The following is a 19984-nucleotide window of genomic DNA, read 5'->3' on the forward strand; positions in this document are numbered from 1 at the left end:
GCAGGCATCATCCCCATCCAATGCCCGGTTTTCCATCGCAACGGCAGTCGCCACGGCACGAAATAAGGAATAGTCGGCGACTTTACCAAATCAAAGGCTTGTTTGTAATATGCTGGCAGTTCTCCCATGCATAGATGGAGCTCACATGAGCCAATCACCCCATATGGTCAAAGATTCAATCAGCGGTGCAGACTATTTCCTGCGCGGGTTTTCCCTTATTCGTCAGCCAGGCATTCGCACCTTTGTGCTGATCCCCCTGCTGGTCAACTTCGTGCTGTTTGCCGGGGCCTTCTATGCCCTGCTGCTACAGCTCGATGGCCTGTTCGCCTGGCTCCATCAGCAGATCCCCGCCTGGCTCGACTGGCTGGACTATCTGCTGTGGCCCATCGCCCTCATCACCATACTGGTGGTCTTCTCCTTTATCTTCAGCTCGGTTGCCAACTGGGTAGCCGCCCCCTTCAACGGCCTGCTGGCGGAAAAGGTGGAGCAGATCCTCACCGGCCAGCCCGCCAATGACAGCGGCATGCTGGATATCGTCAAGGATGTGCCACGCACCTTCGGCCGCGAATGGACCAAGCTGAAGTATTACCTGCCCAAAGCCATCGGCTGCCTGATCCTGTTCCTGATCCCGGTGGTAGGCCAAACCCTGGCGCCGGTGCTCTGGTTCCTGTTCAGCGCCTGGATGATGGCCATCCAGTATGTGGATTATCCGTTCGACAACCACAAAATCGGCTTTATCACCATGCGCGATGCCTTGAAACAGCGCCGTGGCAAATGCCTGAGCTTCGGCGCCCTAGTTACCCTCTTCTCCGCTATCCCGGTGGTGAACCTCTTTGTTATGCCGGTCGCCATCTGTGGCGCCACCGCCATGTGGGTTGATCACTACCGACAGGAGCAGTTAGGCCGCTAACCCTTGAACATTGATTAGAAAAAGGCACCCGAAACGGTGCCTTTTTACTGATTAGCATGAATTAATCTAATGTGTATATTGGATTACTTGTCCCATATAAAGCGAGTTGGTAGGATGCTGGCCTTTCTCGTTCCCTGGGATATCTCATGTTACATGCACTCTTCTTGGTCGGCCTGGTGGCTGAAGGGATGACCGGCGCGCTGGCCGCGGGTCGGCGACGGATGGATCTGTTTGGGGTGGTGATCATCGCCTCGGCGACGGCCATCGGCGGCGGTACCATTCGCGATGTACTGCTGGGCCACTATCCGCTGCTCTGGATTGAACATCCGGAATATGTGCTGCTGGTTGCCGCAGCTGCGATGGCTGGCGTGGTCTCCGCACCGCTGATGCGCTATCTCGGCAAACTGTTCATGGCCCTCGATGCCCTGGGACTGGTGGTCTTCTCCATCTTCGGCGCAGCTCGTGCGCTGGATATGGGTCACGGCGCTGGCATTGCCTGCATCATGGCAGTGGTGACCGGGGTATTTGGCGGAGTGCTGCGAGACCTGCTCTGCCAGCGTATTCCGCTGGTATTTCGTCGCGAACTGTATGCCGCCATTTCGCTGATCACCGCAGCCCTCTACTGTCTGGCGCTGGATCAGGGGTTACCCACCAACTGGGCCGCATTCGGCTCAATCGGGATCGGTTTTGTGCTGCGACTGCTGGCAGTTCGCTTCAAGTGGGGGCTGCCCACCTTCAACTATCAGTACGCCACCCACTGAGTACGCCAGTTTCTGGCCAGGTGGCATGAATTGCGAACAACAAAAAAGCGCCCGAATGGCGCTTTTTTGTTGCGGCTCTGTGGCTCAGTTAATGCCTTCCGAGCTGAAGAAGGTCGCCTTGTCGGCGATAAAGCGGATCTTGATATTCTTCCCTTCCCCACCCCAGATGCAGCTGGTGGTACCGAGTGCATCGTCACAACGCTCCGCCTTGCCAAGGATGACGCTGGCTTCAGCGTAACTCATCCCCATTTTCAGCTGGTCGTAATTTTCACGGTTGAGCTTGCTGCAACCGGTCAAAAGCAGGGCGATCAGGCCGCCAATCACTATCTGTTTCATCGCTATCTCCTCACTGAAGCGAAGAGCTTGGCAGCTTGCTCAGCCGTTTACCAGCTGCGGACCGGGCCGGTATCAAGGTGCACAAAGTTATCATGAGGATAGTAACCGACACCGCCCACCTTCAGATTGAGGGCTGCTTTGCGCAGATGGGCCAGTTGCACGCCCGGGATCCGCACATCTACCGCCTGGCCAAGAGTGTGGTAGCTGTGCTTGGCCACACCACGACTCTTGTGGCGCTTCTGGCGATTGGTCGCCGGTGCACGATAACCGGATATCAGCTGGATTTCGCTGCGGCGGCCCAACTTGTGCTGCAACAGAAACAGCTGATCAAACAGCTTCTTGTCGATGTTGAACACTTCATTGCGCCGGTAATCGCGGAAGATGTGGTTAAGCTCGGCCAGCCCGTCATTGAGGTAGTGGCCATTTTCCCAATAGCTGGCACGCACACGCTCACCGGTATTGAGATTGAAGAAACTGAGTTCACGCCCGCTGGTACTGCGGCTTGCCAGGGCGGGGAAGGAGACCAGCGAGCTACCCAGCAGGCAGCCAGCACCCAGCAGCAGACGACGTCGACTTATCTCTTGTTCCAGCATAAGGGGTCCGTCCATCGCAGATTCAAGCGAAAAATGTTGAATGAGATCACTCAATGAATTCGATACAGGCGTTTGAAACTACCCTTCAGCAGGGGGCAATGTCAAACCACAATCGCCCATAGAAAAGCCCGGCACAGGCCGGGCTTGTTACTCTGTGGCTGGGATCACAACAGACGGCTCTGGAAACTGATCCGATCAAATCCGTAGATGTCGTTGCGAAGTTGCTGACGACCTTCATCATCGATCCAGCTGCTCCAGTAGACGGTAAAGACCGGGATGGGCTTGGTGAGCGGCAGCCACTTGGTCTCGCTCTCTTTGAGGATGGAGGCCACTTTGTCCGGCTGATAGCGAGAGTCCGCCAACAACAATTCTGCCAGATCATCGGCATGCTCGACCCGGATACAGCCCGAGCTGAAGGCGCGAGCTCCCTGCTCAAACAGAGACTTGCGGGGGGTCGAATGCAAATAGATCGCCTCATTGTTGGGCAGGTAGAACTTGTAGCGCCCCAGGGCATTGTGATCGCCCGGCTTTTGCCGCAGACGATAGGGGAAACCCGCTGCCAGCGCCTGTCGCCATCCCTCTTCGGTAAACTGCACCGGATTGCCCTCACCATCGATCACTTCAAACTGTTCCCGATTCAGATAAGCAGGATCGCGACTCAACTTGGGCAAAATATCCTTGCTCAGAATGGAGCGCGGCACATGCCAGGAGGGGTTGAGCACGATGGAGCGAATTTCGCTGGAAAGGATGGGGGTGGCACGCTGTTCCTTGCCAACAATCACCCTGCTGGTGAACACCTCGTTGCCGGACTCCACCACGCTCAGACGATAATCAGGGATATTGACCAGCACATAACGGCTACCGGAGAGCTGATCCACCAGATCGCGCCGCCACAGGTTGCGTAGCAACAGACTGGCACGCACTTGTGGGCCGGTATTAAGCCAGGAGCGCGTCTGACGACCTATGATGCCGTCAGCCGTAAGGCCGTGACGACGCTGAAACTGCTTGATGGCCTGCTCGGTATCACCATCATAAATGGCATCACCATGCAATGGAGCACTATCGCCCAACTCGTTGAGCATGGTACGAAGCTGAGCCAAAGCCGTCGAGCTCTCCCCCGCCCTCAATGTCGGCATATCGAGGGTGGGCCACTTGCTGGCCATCGGCATCGCCAGCAGCGCGTGCACCTTGGCCCGCACCGCTTCGTATTCCGCCACCTGAGGACGCAGCGATGTCACCTGCGCCAACAAGTCATCGCCAGCTGGTGCAATAGCGACCGGCCGGTTCAAGTCCAGCTTGAGGGTCTTCATCTGCTCGCGAGAGACCAGATCCATGGCTCGCCAGGCGTGCTGAAAACGAGCCAGTTTGGCAAAGACCTCGTCATAGATGGCGCCACGCTTGGCTGCCGGTGCTGCCTGCAGCCGCTTCCACAACGTGAAGAAATCGGGATGGAGCTGGGCCAATACGGCCTCTTGCAACTGTTGCTCCAGCTCGATGCGGGCCTGTTCTGCCCGACTGCCCTGATACCACTCATGCCGCGTTTCACTGGCAGCCACCACCACGTGTGATTCGGCTGCATGTACCACGCCCGCGGGCAAACATCCCAGCCACATCAGGTTGGCAAGAGCCAGCCAATACTTCATCCCCATGGACACCTCAAAACGGTTTATGCACTTGGTCAGACCCTATGGTCAGGCCGCTCATGATGCGTGAATGGCTATTACTTTGCTAGTTCCCCGGGGCATAGCGCCGCAAGATAATGTCATACTCGTCGCTGGCCTGAAATTCCGCCAATGCCTGGTTGAAATGCTGCAAAAATTGCGGAGAGATACTTCGCTTGCTCATCATGAAAAAGCCTGGAGATTCATATACCACCATGGGGTGATATGAGAACTGGCCGCTCATCCCCTCCTTTTTGAGGCCACTGGGGGTCGCCAGCATGTCACCGAGGAATCCATCAATCCGTCCACGAGCCAACTTCTCGTAATTCTGTTTGTCGCTCACCGCACTCACTTGGCTGGCATAACGGCTGAGCAAAGCCATCACCTCATCACCGTAAAAATACTCCTTGGTGATCCCCAGCAGATATCCCTTGGCAAGCCAACTCGCCAGATCCTGCTCCTGATAATGGCTGCCCTTGCGGACCCACAACAAAGTCCGCCCCGGATTATAGGGGGATGAGAAATAGGCATAACGGCTGCGCTCTTCGTTGATGTTGGCTTCCATCGCCATATCAACACGACCGAACTCCAGTTCATGGAGTATTCGCTTCCAGGGCAACTCCAGGTAGTCGATTTTGCAGCCCATCTTGGCAAGCACCGCAGAGAGCACCTCGGCAGCATAACCCCGCACCTGCGAGGGGGAGTCCGCCTCGTAATAGTGATAGGGAGGCCAGTTATCGAAACCAACCTTGATGGGAACGGGACAAAGGCTGGCTGCAGAGGCTAACGGAGCCCAGCTGGCAAGCAGCCACACATAAAATAACCTCTTCATAAGTCGTCCTTGACAAAAAGATGCGCCATCATAAATCGGCACCTGCAAAATGGCGATAGACCCTGCATCACAGCCAACATCCGCAAGAATATGACGCAGCAAATTGCCAGTGCCTTACTGTATGCCAAGCCTAGCCCTACCTTTGTAATCAGCAACTTCCCGCCTGTTAGGATTATCAATAACAAAGAGCGCAACGTTTGGCGCAGAGGGCAAAAGGGGTTAATATGTGACCAAATATTTTTTTGTGATCCACTATGCTTTTTTTGCAATTGGATTAGCATATGCGCGACATCAGCCTACCAATTCCTGTCAGGCGTAGAGAGTGATATGACGTATAAAAAGTTTGGTTTTCTGACCGCCATCCTGGCGCTGAGCGGTTTCTATCTTTACACCCTCTATCTGGCGGCTCACCCCAACGTGAGCTTGGCCTACAAACTCTATTATCTGGAAGGCAAGACCCGCTTCTGGGAACACAACTCCAGCATGACCTATCAGCCAGGTAACGAGCTCAATCTGACCAAGCCGAGCCGTTTCCTCTCCAGCGAAGGCTGGGCCAAGAAGCCGAGCGATGAAGGCACCCAGCTGAGCGGTAAGGGCGGCCTCTACTTCGTGCTACCCAAACAGGCTGCCAATCCGGAAGAGCTGACTATCCACGCGCGCGTCAACAGCCCGCAAGCCGGTGCTCTGTTGCAGGTTGCTCTGGGTCACGACTTTACCACCACGGTCAAACTGGCCAAGGCGGGGATTAATGAAATCCGGCTCAGCCTGCCGGGGGATTCACTCACCGCAGATCCCAAGCGCCCCAATTTTCTGGCGCTCTCGGCACCAACCCCCATCAACGTTCAGTCGGTGCGTTTGACCGTTGCCCAATGATATTTGCGCTGAATACCGTTTTATAAAAACAACTATCCAATAAGGACGTTCTTATGTCGTATCCAGATTTTCGACTCTCTCTGGTCGTTCCCGTTTACAACGAGGAAGAGAGCATCGATGCCTTCATCAACGCGATAGACAACGAACTGGCCCCGCTGAAAGACCAGCTTGAGATTGTATTTGTCAACGATGGCAGCCGTGACCGCACCCGTGAAGTGGTCGAACAGGCCATCGCCCGCGACCCGCGTGTGACCCTGGTCAACCTGGCACGCAACTTCGGTAAAGAAGCTGCCCTGACAGCCGGTCTGCACCAGGCCAAAGGGGATGCCATCGTGCCGATGGACGTGGATCTGCAAGATCCCCCCGCCCTGATCCTGGAATTCGTCAAACTGTGGCAGACCGGTGACTATGACACCGTCTACGGCATCCGCGTCGATCGCAGCGCTGACACTCCGATGAAACGCGTGACGGCCGGTGGCTTCTACCGCTTCTTCAACGCCCTCTCCACCAGCACCAAGCTGCCGGAAAACGCCGGTGACTTCCGCCTGATCGACCGTCGCGTGGTCGAAGCGATCAAGCTGCTGCCGGAGCGCAACCGCTTCATGAAGGGTCTGTTTGCCTGGGCCGGTTTCCGTGCCGTTGGCGTCCCCTACGAGCGCCCTGCCCGTCACGCCGGTGAAACCAAGTTCAACTACTGGAAACTGTGGAACTTCGCCCTCGACGGTCTGCTCAGCTTCTCCAGCTGGCCGCTGCGGGTCTGGAGCTATGTGGGTGTCGGCGTCTCCTTCGTCGCCTTCCTCTATATCCTCAAGATCGTCACCCAGGTGGTCTTCTTCGGCATCGATGTGCCCGGTTACGCCTCCCTGATGTCCGTGGTGCTGTTCCTCGGCGGTATACAGCTGTTGTCCCTCGGCATCATCGGCGAGTACATCGGCCGCATGTTTGTGGAAGTGAAACAGCGCCCGGTCTACCTCATTGAAGGGATCTATGGCCAGTATGCCAAGCAGGATGCGGCCAAGCCGCAGAGCGCAGCAAGCAACCCGCAAGAGCAGCAGGAGCAAGCGCCTCAATGATCTCCCGCGAGGAATTCTGGCGGCTGGTACGTTTCGGTTTTGTCGGCGGGGGGGCAACCCTCGTCGACCTTGGCACCTCCATCGCCCTGTTTCATACCTGGCCAACCATCTCGGAGCACCTGGTCACCACGCTGGCCTTTGCCATTGCGTTCTGGTTCTCCTTCTTCGGTCACCGCTACATCACCTTCCAGAAGCAGGGAGCCGCCAGCAAGTTTCTGCTGGTCGCCCTCTTCTCGCTGGTGGTGCGTAACCTGATCCTGAGCGGCCTGCTGTTTGCGGGGCTCTCCGGTCTGCTACCGGTGGTCATCGCCACCCTGACCGTTACCGTCCTCACTTACGTTCTCTCTCGCGTCTGGGTTTTTGCCTGATGAATGATATGACCAATACTGCCCCGCTCACCGGGGCTGCACTCCCCTATCGCCCGTCACTGCGTATCAGCGGCCGTGACTGGCTGATGATCATCGCCGCCTTCATGCTGAGCCGGATAGCGCTGTATGGCATGGGCTACTTCGGTGTCCAGCTCTATGGCTCCCCCGATATCGGCCCGCTGCAGGCCTATTGCCAGTTCGACTGCGTCTGGTTCCAGCGCATCATCGAAAACGGCTACGACCTCTACCCGCGCTGGCTGAGCAAGGGCAATGCGGCCAACTGGGCCTTTATGCCGCTCTATCCGATGGTCTCCGGTGCCATCTCCAACCTGTTCAATGTCGAGAGCCTGATCGGCCTCATCATTGTGGCCAACGCCTCCTTCTTCGCCAGCCTGCCGCTGATGCTGCTGGTGCTGCGTCAGCTCAAGCTGGGTGACGATACCGCCCGCTTCGGCGTCTGGCTGCTCGCCTTCTCCCCCTTCTCCGCCTATTTCGTCTCCGGTTATACCGAGTCAACGTTCATGGCACTGATGCTAGGGATGTTCCTGTTCGCCTATCGGGAACAGTGGCTGATGGTTGCCGTGCTGGGGGTCTGTATCTCCGGTACCCGCAACCTGGGCGTGATGATGGTGTTCCCGGTGCTGATCCTGGCACTGCAAGCCTACGGCTGGCGGGAGTTTTTCCGCTTCACCGAGCGCGCCTTCAAGGTAGTGTTCACCCTCTGGATGATCCCGTTTGGCCTGTTTGCCTACATGGTCTACCTCTATCACCTGACCGGCGATGCCATGGCCTTCAAGCACATTCAGGTGGCGTGGGGTCGTTACATGGACAGCCCGCTGGACTGGTGGCTGAGCGGTTTCGAGCTGGGCGGCCGCAAGGCTTACCTCTCCATCATGGTGATCTTCGGCTGGTGTCTGAACGGGTACCTGTTCAGCCAGAAGCGCTGGGCCGAAGCGACCCTGATGTTCATCTGCTGCACCATTCCGTTGATGACCGGCCTCAACGCCATGCCACGCTACATGTTCGGGCTCTACCCGACCTTGCTGGCCATCATTCTGCTGACCCATCGCTGGCCTGCCATCCGCCCGGCGGTGCTCTGTCTGAGCGGCATGGTTGCCTCCTTCATCGCGGTGGCCTTCGTCAACTTCAAGTTCTTCACCGTCTGATGTAACAACGATGCCTGAAACGCCAAATGCCGGTCACCTGACCGGCATTTTTTATGGCCGATACTTTTTATCGACAGAGCCCCACCTCCTTCCCGTCACACTTTCCTCGCCTTGAAAACGTAACCATTTGAACTGATGTCACAAATCAGCATTTTGCCGATCCAAGGCTCTCTTTGCTGCTCCTAGAATGGGCCCTTGTCCGAACTGCCCTGCTCAAGGAATGGCTTATGCGTCGCGCTCCCAACTTATCCCCTCTCTGGCTCGCCCTGCTGGCCAGCCCTCTGCTGATCGGTCAGGCCATGGCCGCCCCGGAGGTACACCTCTATGTGGATGGCCAACCGGTGGCAACTCCGATCGCACTGGACAAGGGGACGGTCGAGCTGACCCACACCCTCACCAAGGGGAGCCACCAGATCCGCATCAGCGATGCAGGCAACAGTTGCGGCACCAGCTTCGGCCCGAGCGAGGCCAAACCGCTCCCCTTCGGTACCGCCCAGCCGATGGACAAGTGCAACAAGGGGCAGAACTTTAACCTGCGAGTAATGCTGGCGGGGGAGTATCAGTTCACTTTCAACCCTGATACCCCCAGCCTCAAGGTGCTGCGAGCAACCAAGAAGATCGAATTCAAGCGCCAGCCGCCAGAGGAGTCCTGCATCAGCTGGGATGGCGGCCCGGTCACGGTGTCGCTGAAAGGGGTCTGGCCCGACGGCACCCGACTGCGGGATGCCTACTCGAAGCAAGAGGCGGTGGTCAAACAGGGCAAGCTGACCCTGACCCCGGTCAAGGAGAGCGGCGGCCTGCTGCTGCTCGAGCCAGTCAAGGCGGCCAAACCGGCGCCCTTCAGCTGGGATCAGGCGAACGTCTATTTCCTGCTGACCGATCGCTTCAACAACGGCGATCCCGCCAATGACCACAGCTTCGGCCGCCAGAAGGACGGTCAGGATGAAGTGGCCACCTGGCACGGCGGCGACTTCAAGGGGTTAACTGCCAAGCTCGATTACATCAAGCAGCTCGGCATCAACGCCATCTGGATCACCCCCATGGTGGAGCAGGTGCACGGCTTTATCGGCGGTGGCGAGCAAGGCAACTTCCCCTTCTACGCCTACCACGGCTACTGGGCGCTCGACTTCACCAAAATCGACCCCAACTACGGCGACGAGGAGAGCCTCAAGACCCTGGTGGACGAGGCACACAAGCGCGGCATGCGGATCATCCTCGACGTGGTGATGAACCACGCCGGTTACGCCACTCTCGCCGACCTGCAAGATCTCGGGCTCACCGAGCTGACCCAGAACAGCGGCAAACTGCCGACCGTCTGGAACCAGTGGCGCCCGAGCGGTGGCCTCAACTGGCATGGCTACAACCAGTTCATCGACTATCAATCGCCAGCGTGGAACAAGTGGTGGAGCGGTGACTGGGTACGCGCCGGCCTGCCCGGCTACCCGCAGCCGGGCACCGATGATGTGACCGGCTCGGTGGCGGGGCTGCCGGACTTCCTCACCGAATCGACCAAGCCAGTTGGACTACCGCCACTGCTGGCCGCGAAAAAAGACACCCGCGCCAAGGCGCTGCCCAACGCTAGCGTGAGCGACTACCTGATCGCCTGGCACACCGACTGGGTGCGCCGCTTTGGCATCGACGGTTTTCGGGCCGACACCGTCAAGCATCTGGAGCCCGAGGTATGGGCCCGCCTCAAGCAGGCTGGCACCGCCGCCCTCAAGGATTGGAAAGCCGCCAACCCGACCAAAAAGCTCGACGACCTCCCCTTCTACATGGTGGGCGAGGTGTGGGATCACGGGGTCGCCAAGGATTTCTGGTATCAGAACGGTTTCGACTCGCTGATCAACTTCGACTACCAACGCGAGTTCGCTCTGCCCCAGGCCCAGTGCATGGCGGGCGCCGAACCCACCTACGCCAGCTACGCCAGCCGTATCAATCAGGATCCCGAGTTCAACGTGCTGAGCTATATCAGCTCCCACGACACCAAGCTGTTCTTCGGCGATTATCAGGATGTGCCGCTACAGCGCAGAGTAGCCAACAGCTTTATGCTGCTGCCGGGCGGCATCCAGATCTACTACGGTGACGAGTCCGGCCGCGGGCTGGCCAAGGATGGCGGGGTGTTCGATCAAAGCTTGCGCTCGGACATGAACTGGCAGGAGCTGGCCAGTGGGGACAAGGCAGAACTGGTCAAGCACTGGCAGCGGCTCGGCCAGTTCCGCGCCGCCCATCCGGCAGTGGCTGCAGGCAGCCATCAGAAACTCTCGGATGCCCCCTACGCCTTCGTGCGGGAGAAGGGGGATGACAAGGTGGTCGTGGTCTTTGCCGGTCGGCAGAAGTAACCCTGAAGCCACATTCACCAGCAACAGAGAGGGGAGCCAGTGGCTCCCCTCTCTCGCTTATCCATCTGCCACGGTTCACTGTGACTGACGCGCCGCCACCGGCCACTGCAAGCGCGCCTTGAGCAGGGTCTCCTGCCACAAGGGCCAGGCCAGCAACGCCTGCTGATAAACTCCGGCCTGACCGGGCAACAGGATACCGTAGCTGGCCAGCCGATAGGCCATCACGGCATAGAAGGCATCGACAATGCCCGCCTCGCCAAAGTAAAAGGGACCCCGCGCCTGCGACCAGATCTCCTGCAAGCGAGCCAACTCGCCGACCGCTTCCACCGGGGGATCTATATGGGTTGGCGCGCCAAGGAAGAAGGGGAGCAGAGAACGGATCTGCCGAAATCCCGCGTGCAGCTCGGCGCAGAGACTGCGAGCCAGTGCCCGCTCGGCCAGCGAAACAGGATAGAGCTGGCGGTCGGGACAGAGCTCGTGCACATATTCGGCGATGGCCAGCGAGTCGTGAACCCGCACGCCGTCGTGTTCGAGCCAGGGCACCAGCCCGGCCGGTGCCAGCCGCTTGAGCCTCGTCAACGACTTGGCATCCTCCAGATCGAACACCTGCTCCTGCCACGTCAGCCCGCTCATGGCGAGCACCAGTGCCGCCCGCATCGCCCAGGTGGAGCCAGTGCCCACCGTCAATACCAAGGATCCCATCTCTTGCCTCCTGCATGAGTTGTTTGCGACCAGCCGGTCTGCCCTGATGGCAATACATCCGATGGTCGCTTCACATTTGCGCACCGGCGGGTTTGACCCTCTTGGTGAGCGATGCTAGTTTGATTTTTCAAAACAATCAGTTAGCAACAATGTGAGCCATTAACCGAAATATGGACAGCCAATTTACCATCGTCATCGCAGATGACCACCCCCTGTTTCGGGGCGCCCTCTACCAAGCGGTGCACATGGCAATCAACGACGCTCAATTACTGGAAGCGGACTCCATCGACAGCCTGACCAGCCTGCTCGGCGAGCACCCCGAGGTTGACCTGCTGCTGCTCGATCTCAAGATGCCGGGGGCCAATGGCTTCGAAGGACTGGCCCACCTGCGCGGTCAGTATCCCGACCTGCCCATCGTGGTGGTCTCCGCCTCGGAAGATACGGCCATCATCCAGCAGGTATTGCGGCTCGGCGCACTCGGTTTCATCCCCAAATCAGCACCAATGAAGGAGCTGGTCAATGCCCTCAATACGGTGATCGGGGGGGATAACTGGGTGCCGGAAGGCATCTCGCTCCATCCCGAATCGGAAGATGGCCCCGATTTCGCCAGCAAGCTGGCCAGCCTTACCCCTCAGCAATACAAGGTGCTGATCATGCTGCGCGATGGCAGCCTGAACAAGCAGATCGCCTGGGAGCTCAATGTCTCCGAAGCCACCATCAAGGCGCATATCACCGCCATCTTCAGAAAACTGGGCGTCAAAAACCGTACTCAGGCGGTCATTGCCCTGCAGCAGCTCGATATCAAGGAGAGCTGAGCCCTCCAATCAGGCCCATATCACCACAACCTTCCGCAAGCTCGGGGTCAAGAACCGCACTCAGGCGGTCATTGCCCTGCAGCAGCTCGATATCAAGGAGAGCTGAGACCCGCGCGCAGCGAGACATTCAAGATGAGGTAGCCAGCCGTGCTGGCTATTTGTTGCTCGACAATTAGCACGATCGTACTTTATGCTGCCAGCGCCAACGAGGAGAGAGCGATGAGCAAGGGGCGCCTGACCCGGGAAAACATTTTGCAGACTGCCTTTGAACAGGCGAGCCTGCAAGGGCTGGAGAGCCTGACCATCGGCTCGCTGGCCAATGCCTGCGAGATGTCCAAAAGCGGCCTGTTCGCCCACTTCCACTCTCGCGACAATCTGCAGATCGCCGTACTGGAGTACGCCGCCGAAGTGTTTCGGGCACGGGTGATCCAGCCGGTACGCCAGCAGGAGCACCAGAGCCAGCACGACAAGCTGATCGCCCTGCTGCAGGCCTGGCTGGCCTGGAACCAGAGCTTCGCCGGTCGCTGCATGTTCCTCGATGCCTGGACTTCGGCGCAGGAGGGTGAGGTGCAGCAGGCCGCCCGCCAACTGGTGCGCTTCTGGCTCGACTATCTGGCTCGCCAGGTGACACAGGGACAGGTAGAGGGGGAGTGGCGCGAGGGGATGGATCCCTGGCGTGCCGTCTACCGCCTATATGGCCTCTATCTGGCGGATCAGGTGTTCAACGCCCTCAATCTGTGTCAGGATCCGGCCCGCCACTTCTGGCCCGAAGTGGAAGATCTGCTCGCCAGCTGGCGCTGATCTCCTGGCAATCCTTTTTTAAAACCGACAAAAAAGCACGACCGTTCGAACATAAAAACTACAGGATAACCATGAGCAGCAAGATCTACTTCAACACCCGCCGCTTCAGCCCGAGCAAATGGCTGCTGGGGATCGGCACCCGGTTGCACCACAGATTCGCCCCCACCCATGCCAAGCGCACCGCCAGCAAGTTGCTGCTCACCCCCCAGCGCAACCAGCGGGACGGCAGCGAACCTGCCGGTCTGGTAAAACAGGCCGTTCATACCAGCGAAGGGGGGCTGATGAGCTATCGGCTCGGTCAGGGGCCACTGTGGCTGCTGATGCACGGCTGGTCCGGCAGCGCCAGTCAGTTCTATCCGCTGATGAGCCATATCGCCGCCCAGGGTTTCACCGCCATTGCCTACGATCAGCCGGCCCACGGCCAGAGCGCAGGCAGCACCGGCCACCTGCCCCGCTTCGTGCGCGCCTTCGACGAACTGGCGACCAGGTTGGCCAGCGAAGTGGGCCCGCTGCACGGGGTCATCGCCCACAGCATGGGGGGCGCAGTCACCCTCTCCAGCCATCAGCCGGGTATCGATACCCTGCCGCTGCTGTTGATTTCGCCGGTACTCGACTATGTGCCCCAGCTCTACGGCATGGTGGCACGATCCGGCTACTCCATCCGGTTGTTTGATGCGGTGGTCAAGGAGATTGAACAGGAGTACCAGCACCCCTTGAGCACGGTCGATCCGCTGGGCCGACTCGCCAGCCGCAGCGGCGCGGCGATGATCGTGCACGACGAGGAGGACAGATTTGCCCCCCACGACGACTCCCTGCGGGCCAGCCAGGATGGTCATACCCGGCTGGTGAGTACCCGGGGTCTGGGCCATGGTCGTATCCTCGCCAGCGCCCCGGTATTCGCCGCCTTCGATCAGCTGGCGCGGCCGGAAAATCCTCACCGCGCCCTTTGACAGGGGACCATGAAAAAAACGGGCGAGCGCCCGTTTTTATATTTGATACAGCGCCTTATAGTTAACTTGTCAGTGGGAACGCCCCTCTCGGGCCAACAATAAGGCGCCAGCATATGGCCAGACCCAATACAGCGTTGTTGCTCACCGGTGGCGGTGCTCGCGCCGCCTATCAGGTCGGTGCCCTCAAGGCGATTGCGGAGCTATACCCGCGCAATCTCGGCATCCCTTTTCCCATCCTGTGTGGCACTTCGGCGGGGGCCATCAATGTCACTGCGCTGGCCTGTTACGCCTCCTGCTTTCATCTGGGGGTACGCAAGCTGGAGTGGGTCTGGCGCCGCTTCGAGACTCACCACATCTTCGATTTTCACCCTGGTCGACTACTGTGGCGGCTGATGTACGAAGGCTCGGCGGGGCTGATCAATCCCCACACCAACCACGCCTTTCACCTCTTTGACAACGCGCCGCTGCACCGCCTGCTGGATCAGCTCATCGACTACCATCGCATCGATGACAATATCCTCTACGGCAGTCTGGAGGCGCTGGCCATCACCGCATCGGATTATGATGACGGTCTCTCCACCACCTTCTTTCAGGGGCGGGCCGACCACCATCCGTGGGAGCGGGCCAGACGGCGCGGGGTGCGCACCCTGCTCACTTCGGATCATCTGCTCGCCTCCTCGGCACTGCCCTTTGTCTTTCCGGCCACCCACATCGGCGAGAAATTCTATGGCGATGGCTCTATCCACCAGCTGAGTCCGCTCAGCCCCGCCATCCATCTGGGGGCGGAGCGGATCCTGCTGATCACCCTGGATCCACCGGCGCACTCGGCGCCGACTCATCATCATGGCCATCTCACCAGCTCCAATATCGCCAGCCACCTGCTCGATACCGTCTTTACCGACACCCTCAACTCCGATCTGGAGCGGCTGTGGCGCATCAACCAGACTCTGGACCTTATCCCGGAGCGGGAGCGCAATCGGCTGAAGCTGAAACGGGTGGAGACCTGCGTGCTGAAACCGAGCCAGGATCTCGACACCATAGCGCTGGCCTACCTGCGCAAGCTGCCGCTGCAGCTGCGCCGCCTGTTGCGGGTGCTGGGGGTGAAGGGGGATGAGACCAGCAGTCTGGCCAGCTTTCTGATGTTCTATCCGGGTTACTGCCAGCAGTTGATCAAGCTGGGCTATCAGGACACCCTCAAAGAGCAGGAGCGAGTGGCCGCCTTTCTCGATATCGAGGTACCACCTACAGAGAGGATATAAGCGAAGGACAAGCAAGAAGGAAGCAAGAGGATTCAGTACCCCTCCAGCAGGCGCTGCTCCGCCTGCTCCATCGCCACCACGGTACCGAACAGAATTAGCCGATCTCCGGCCGCCAGCACCAGCTCGGGTCTGGGCTCCAGCGTCTGCTCGCCGCGCTGGATCTCCTTGATCCTTATCTCCTCCAGAGGTAGCTCTCGCACCTCACGCCCCACCGCCCATGCCTGATCGTGCAGCAACAGCGGATGAAGGCGTTCCAGCAGCTGATCCGCTTCCAGATTGCTGGCGCTCTGATCTCCCCAATAGAAGCCATGTAAAAACCGATACTGGCTGCTGCGCTCGTGTTCCATGCGCCGGATCACCCGACCGATGGGGATGTCGCAATTAACCAGCAGGTGGGAGACCAGCATCAGAGCCCCCTCTTGGGATTCGGGGATCACCTCAAACGCCCCCGCCTGCTTGTACTGCTCCAGAAAACTGTCATCCCGGGTGCGCACCAGCACCTTGAGCTCCCCCGCCAGTTCGCGGATCAGCGCCAGCATCGCCTCGACCCGCTTGCGGTCGTCGAAGGTGATGATCACCAGTCGGGCCCGCAGCAAACCGGCAGCCAGCAGGATATCGCGGCGACTGGCATCGCCAAAGGCCACCTGCTCACCCGCCAGCTTGGCCTCGCTCACCCGCTCGGGGTCAAGGTCGAGCGCCAGAAACGGGATCTCTTCAAGCTTGAGAAAGCGGGCGCAGGTCTGCCCGGCCCGACCAAACCCGGCGATGATGACGTGCTGATTTTTGCTTAACCCCGACTGGGCGACCTCGGAGCGGGTCAGCAGTGCCGGATCGGTCAGAGTGCGGGCCAACGAATGGGCCTGGGTCACCAGCCAGGGGGTCATGGCAATGGAGATGATACCCATGCCGATCAACCGGGAGACCAGTTGCTGATCCAGCAGACCGTGGTGCAGGGCCAGCGCCAGCAGCACGAAACCGAATTCCCCCACCTGACTCAACATGATGCCTGCGGCCATGCTGTCGCGCTTGCGCTCCCCCATCAGTCGTCCGGCCAGCAATACCAGCAGGGATTTGCACAGCACCAGCAGCACGACACAAAGCAGCACCTGCCACCATGCCTGCGCCACCAGCACCCAGTCCATGTTCATGCCGATGGTGATGAAAAAGAGCCCCATCAACACGTCGCGAAAGGGCTTGATGTCCACCTCCAGCTGATGACGATAGTGGGACTCTCCCAGCATCATCCCCGCCAGAAAAGCCCCCAGCGCCATAGACAGCCCCAGCGAGTAGGTCATATAAGCAGCGAGCAGCGCCACCAGCAGAGCGCTCAATACGAACAGCTCATCGGAACGAGCCCACGCCACCTCGTGAAACAGCAAAGGCAACAACCATTTGCCTACAGCGAGCAAACTGAACAGGGCGAACAGCCCCTTGAGAGTGGCCCAGGAAATCTCTGCCAGCAGTGCACTGCCCTGCACCTCGGGTTGGGCCAGAATCGGGATCATCACCAGCAGGGGCACCACCGCCAGATCCTGAAACAGCAACACGCTCACTCCCAGCTGGGCACGGCGGGTATGGAGCTGCTTCTGCTCACCGAGCTGCTTGATCACTACCGCCGTGGAGGAGAGCGCCAGCGTCCCCGCCACCACCAGCGACTGTGCCAAACCCAGGCCCCACCACCAGGCGATAGCGAAGAAGAGCAGGGAAGTAAGCAACACCTGCAATCCCCCCACCCCCAGCACCAGCAACCGCATCGCCAGCAGCTTGGGGAGGGAGAACTCCAGCCCCAGTGAAAACATCAGGAAGACGATCCCGAGCTCGGCGATGGTCTGCATGATCGATTGACCGGTCATCACCGCCAGTCCGTGCGGGCCGAGCAACACGCCGGCAATAAGGTAAGCGAGGATCACCGGCAGCCCGAGGCGCCGGAAAGTTGCCACCAGCAACACGGCGGCGAAGAGCAGGATCAGCAGGTCTGTGTACAAATTTTCCCCTCCTTTTTATCGACTTAAGTCTAGTCAGCCGATCCTTTGGTCAGGAAACATATATTGGGCATGCCAATTGCAGAGAAAAAGGTCAGTAAGAGCAGCAGTCAGGTACACAGGTGGAAGACCATGGAAAATACCTCCTCACTTAATGGCTTTAGCCATGGCATCGAACAGTGGGTTCGCCAGATGGAGCGGCTCACACCGTTGCCAAGCGTTGAGCGCAGTCAGTTGCTGGAGCAGCTGTTGGGACAGAGCGATCTCGACAGCCTGCTGACAACTTTTGCCGATCGAGCGGCAAGAATTGTCAGGATCCATGGCCTCTATCTCGATTGTGGCCAACCTCATATGCTGATCCAGCACCAGCCGCTGGCCACCCTCAACGTGTACAACTATCCGTTCGAGCTGCGCGGTCAGCACGGCCAGTTGCTGGGTCAGCTCAACTACGAGCTGGAACATCCCCTCAGCGGCAGCCAGCAACGGGTACTGATGCAATACCATCAGCTGCTCTGCCTGCTGCTGCCTCTCTATCTGCGGCTGGAAAAACTGGATCAGCAGGTACGACTTGATCACCTGACCGGACTTGGCAACCGCTCCTACTTTGACGAGGCCATCGGTCGCGCCATCGAGCAGCATAGCCGCGAGCATCATGGGCTGGTACTGGTGTTGCTGGATCTCGATCGCTTCAAACAGATTAACGATACCTGGGGCCACCCGGTGGGGGATCTGGTGCTCAGCCGGTTTGCCCAACTGCTCAAGGGGTGTATACGCAACACGGATCAAGCCTTCCGGCTCGGAGGAGATGAATTTGCCCTGTTGCTGCAACCGGCAGATCCCGAAGCATGGCGCCCGGTCTGGTTGCGACTGCAACATATGCTGATGACCAACAAGGAGCTAAGTACCTTCTCGGTCGGTTGCTCTCTTGGCGCCGCCAGTTGGCAATCAGGTATCGATGTCCGTAGCCTCTACGAAGCCGCTGACAGCCACCTCTACGCCCGTAAAAAAGCAGGCAGGGCGACTCTTCACGAATAATCCCGAACTCTTCTTTGCTCCGGCACATGCAAACCATGTGACCGGAGCTTCTTTTTTTGGCGGGGCTAACGCCCGCTCACTCCGATATCAAGTCAGGCAAGATCCTGCTCGGGCAGGATGGGGGCAGCATCGCGTCCTTGCCAGTGGCACACCAGTCCGGCCCCCTGCGCCATAAAACCGTCGCAAACAAAGAGTCCCACCACCGCCGCCACCTGCTCGCCATAATAGAGGATCGGGATGCGCCCCCGCTGCCATGAGGGCACGCCATACTCTTGCAGCAACTTCTTCATCCGCCGACTGCCACCACGTCCCACCGGCTTGAGCGGGATCCCGGGCGCCACCTGAAAGCGCACCGAAAGCGGCTCATCTTGCCGGGGGGCTCGCAGCAGCCCCTCCCCCGCCTCCTTCCAGCGTACCACCAGCGCACCCAGTCCGTCTGGCAGGGTCAGTGGCTCACCCGGAGTCAGCGGCAACATGTGATGGCAAGGATGCAAATCAGGACTAACCAGATAGAGCCGCTCCTGAAAACGACGGCAGCTCTGACGCCCCCAATTGAGCTGGGGATTGGCATCCCCCCGCGCCAGCGCCACCTCCTGCCACAGCAGGGCAAGCTGCTCACGGGAGGGCATCTCGCCCCCCTGACGGCGGATCCAGTAGCGCAGCAAATTGTTGCGCCGGGTGGGTGAGAGGTCGTGGAGCGGGCCAATATGGAGCGCCTCCCCCTCGCCCGCCAGATGCCAGTCACTTTCGGCCAGCTCATCCAGCAGCGCCTCCTGCTCGGCGCACAACGCCATGCTGCGTGCCGCCGTCTGGGCCATGGCGGGCCAGCGCGCCTTGAGCTGGGGAATAAGCTGCTGGCGCAAAAAGTTGCGATCATAGCTCACGTCCTGATTGCTCTCATCCTCCACCCAGCCAAAGGGGAGAGTCGTCGACGCTTCGGCCAGTTCGGCGCGACTGATATCGAGCAGCGGGCGCAGCAACAGGCCACCGGCAAAGGGCTGGCTTGGCAGGATCCCCGCCAGACCGCGCAAACCTGCACCGCGCTTGAGGGCCAGCAGCAGAGTCTCCAGCTGATCGTCCTGATGGTGGGCGGTGAGCAGCCACTCCCCCTCCCCCATGTGCGCCATCAGCCGCTGATAGCGAGCCGTGCGCGCCTGTGCTTCCAGACTCTCGCCATTGCCACGAGCAAGGGTCACCCGCTCGACGATGAGCGGCACCGCCAACTGCTGACACAGGGCTCCACAGTGAGCAACCCACTCATCGGCATGGGGGCTGAGACCGTGGTGTACGTGCAACGCCCGAAGCGGCAGGTCATGTTCGCGAGCAAACTGCGCCGCAAGTACCAGCAGCAGGGTGGAATCGAGGCCGCCGCTAAAGGCCACCAGCAGGCGAGTTGAACCTTCCGGCGCAGGCATAGTCTGACAAAAGCGAGAATAAAGATGAGAAATCATAGGCTTCCCCAAAACGGACCGGCCGATCTTAGCAGAGTCACGCCTGGCAAGCTTCCCCCTGACAATCAGGGGTTCGC

At 59.3% G+C, this 19984-nt stretch carries 19 protein-coding genes and 1 pseudogene; 13 read left to right on the forward strand and 7 right to left on the reverse strand.

What is annotated here, in order from left to right; all coding sequences use genetic code 11:
• Positions 1–145: 145 nt before the first annotated feature.
• Both cysZ and ACE1BR_RS10180 read left to right on the forward strand, forming a co-directional pair.
• Positions 146–910 (forward strand): sulfate transporter CysZ, encoded by a 765-nt coding sequence (gene cysZ / locus ACE1BR_RS10175; RefSeq protein WP_033136123.1) that lies wholly within the window; start codon positions 146–148, stop codon positions 908–910.
• A gap of 146 nt (positions 911–1056) precedes the next feature.
• A complete protein-coding gene (locus ACE1BR_RS10180; RefSeq protein ID WP_005338456.1) occupies positions 1057–1671 on the forward strand; it encodes a trimeric intracellular cation channel family protein in 615 nt (204 codons plus the stop codon).
• A gap of 84 nt (positions 1672–1755) precedes the next feature.
• Here the strand turns inward: ACE1BR_RS10180 and ACE1BR_RS10185 are convergent, their stop codons facing one another.
• The 4 genes from ACE1BR_RS10185 to ACE1BR_RS10200 form a co-directional block, all read right to left on the reverse strand.
• Positions 1756–2007, reverse strand: coding sequence for a DUF3862 domain-containing protein (locus tag ACE1BR_RS10185; RefSeq protein ID WP_374869908.1), 252 nt, complete (start codon positions 2005–2007; stop codon positions 1756–1758).
• Positions 2008–2054: 47 nt separating this feature from the next.
• Entirely contained in the window at positions 2055–2600 is a 546-nt protein-coding gene (locus tag ACE1BR_RS10190) for a DUF882 domain-containing protein (RefSeq protein ID WP_374870154.1), read from the reverse strand.
• A gap of 164 nt (positions 2601–2764) precedes the next feature.
• Positions 2765–4249 carry a murein L,D-transpeptidase gene (locus ACE1BR_RS10195; protein ID WP_374869910.1) on the reverse strand — a complete coding sequence of 495 codons (1485 nt, stop codon included), beginning with the start codon at positions 4247–4249 and terminating at the stop codon, positions 2765–2767.
• A gap of 79 nt (positions 4250–4328) precedes the next feature.
• Positions 4329–5093, reverse strand: coding sequence for a substrate-binding periplasmic protein (locus tag ACE1BR_RS10200; RefSeq protein WP_374869912.1), 765 nt, complete (start codon positions 5091–5093; stop codon positions 4329–4331).
• Between the two features lie 327 nt (positions 5094–5420).
• Between ACE1BR_RS10200 and ACE1BR_RS10205 the strand changes: the two genes are divergently transcribed.
• From ACE1BR_RS10205 to ACE1BR_RS10225, 5 genes are all read left to right on the forward strand, one after another.
• A complete protein-coding gene (locus ACE1BR_RS10205; protein ID WP_374869914.1) occupies positions 5421–5966 on the forward strand; it encodes a hypothetical protein in 546 nt (181 codons plus the stop codon).
• 53 nt (positions 5967–6019) lie between these two features.
• Entirely contained in the window at positions 6020–7039 is a 1020-nt protein-coding gene (locus ACE1BR_RS10210) for a glycosyltransferase family 2 protein (protein ID WP_374869916.1), read from the forward strand.
• On the forward strand, positions 7036–7407 hold the full coding sequence (locus ACE1BR_RS10215) for a GtrA family protein (RefSeq protein WP_184155631.1): 372 nt from the start codon (positions 7036–7038) through the stop codon (positions 7405–7407). Before ACE1BR_RS10210 ends, ACE1BR_RS10215 begins: the two co-directional genes overlap by 4 nt.
• Positions 7407–8573, forward strand: a complete 1167-nt coding sequence (locus tag ACE1BR_RS10220; RefSeq protein WP_374869918.1) for a hypothetical protein — start codon at positions 7407–7409, stop codon at positions 8571–8573. The genes ACE1BR_RS10215 and ACE1BR_RS10220 overlap by 1 nt, the downstream gene beginning before the upstream one ends.
• Positions 8574–8800: 227 nt before the next feature.
• A complete protein-coding gene (locus ACE1BR_RS10225) occupies positions 8801–10912 on the forward strand; it encodes an alpha-amylase (protein ID WP_374869920.1) in 2112 nt (703 codons plus the stop codon).
• Between the two features lie 75 nt (positions 10913–10987).
• Here the strand turns inward: ACE1BR_RS10225 and ACE1BR_RS10230 are convergent, their stop codons facing one another.
• A complete protein-coding gene (locus ACE1BR_RS10230) occupies positions 10988–11614 on the reverse strand; it encodes a glutathione S-transferase (protein WP_374869922.1) in 627 nt (208 codons plus the stop codon).
• Positions 11615–11784: 170 nt separating this feature from the next.
• Here ACE1BR_RS10230 and ACE1BR_RS10235 point away from each other — a divergent pair, with 170 nt between their 5' ends.
• The 5 genes and pseudogenes from ACE1BR_RS10235 to ACE1BR_RS10255 all read left to right on the forward strand — a co-directional run bounded on the left by ACE1BR_RS10235 (position 11785) and on the right by ACE1BR_RS10255 (position 15439).
• Positions 11785–12429 (forward strand): response regulator transcription factor, encoded by a 645-nt coding sequence (locus tag ACE1BR_RS10235; RefSeq protein WP_181222817.1) that lies wholly within the window; start codon positions 11785–11787, stop codon positions 12427–12429.
• 31 nt (positions 12430–12460) lie between these two features.
• Positions 12461–12535 (forward strand): annotated as a pseudogene (locus tag ACE1BR_RS10240) (DNA-binding response regulator); the annotation flags it as partial.
• Between the two features lie 113 nt (positions 12536–12648).
• A complete protein-coding gene (locus tag ACE1BR_RS10245) occupies positions 12649–13230 on the forward strand; it encodes a TetR/AcrR family transcriptional regulator (RefSeq protein ID WP_374869924.1) in 582 nt (193 codons plus the stop codon).
• 71 nt (positions 13231–13301) lie between these two features.
• Positions 13302–14180: an alpha/beta hydrolase gene (locus ACE1BR_RS10250; protein ID WP_374869926.1), complete on the forward strand. Its 879-nt coding sequence runs from the start codon at positions 13302–13304 to the stop codon at positions 14178–14180.
• A 113-nt stretch (positions 14181–14293) separates the two neighbouring features.
• Positions 14294–15439 carry a patatin-like phospholipase family protein gene (locus ACE1BR_RS10255; RefSeq protein WP_374869928.1) on the forward strand — a complete coding sequence of 382 codons (1146 nt, stop codon included), beginning with the start codon at positions 14294–14296 and terminating at the stop codon, positions 15437–15439.
• Positions 15440–15471: 32 nt separating this feature from the next.
• On the opposite strand, the gene ACE1BR_RS10260 is transcribed toward ACE1BR_RS10255, so the two are convergent.
• A complete protein-coding gene (locus ACE1BR_RS10260; protein ID WP_374869930.1) occupies positions 15472–17424 on the reverse strand; it encodes a cation:proton antiporter in 1953 nt (650 codons plus the stop codon).
• 129 nt (positions 17425–17553) lie between these two features.
• On the opposite strand from ACE1BR_RS10260, the gene ACE1BR_RS10265 reads away from it, so the two are divergent.
• Complete coding sequence (locus ACE1BR_RS10265) at positions 17554–18456, forward strand: diguanylate cyclase domain-containing protein (RefSeq protein WP_374869932.1); 903 nt, start codon at positions 17554–17556, stop codon at positions 18454–18456.
• Between the two features lie 92 nt (positions 18457–18548).
• Here ACE1BR_RS10265 and tilS read toward each other — a convergent pair whose 3' ends face one another.
• The gene (gene tilS / locus ACE1BR_RS10270; RefSeq protein WP_374869935.1) at positions 18549–19907 is read right to left on the reverse strand and encodes a tRNA lysidine(34) synthetase TilS; all 1359 of its coding nucleotides are present in this window, start codon (positions 19905–19907) and stop codon (positions 18549–18551) included.
• Between the last annotated feature and the right edge of the window lie 77 nt (positions 19908–19984).

This window comes from Aeromonas sp. MdU4 (assembly GCF_041929505.1).
In the GTDB taxonomy this organism is placed as follows: Bacteria; Pseudomonadota; Gammaproteobacteria; order Enterobacterales; family Aeromonadaceae; genus Aeromonas.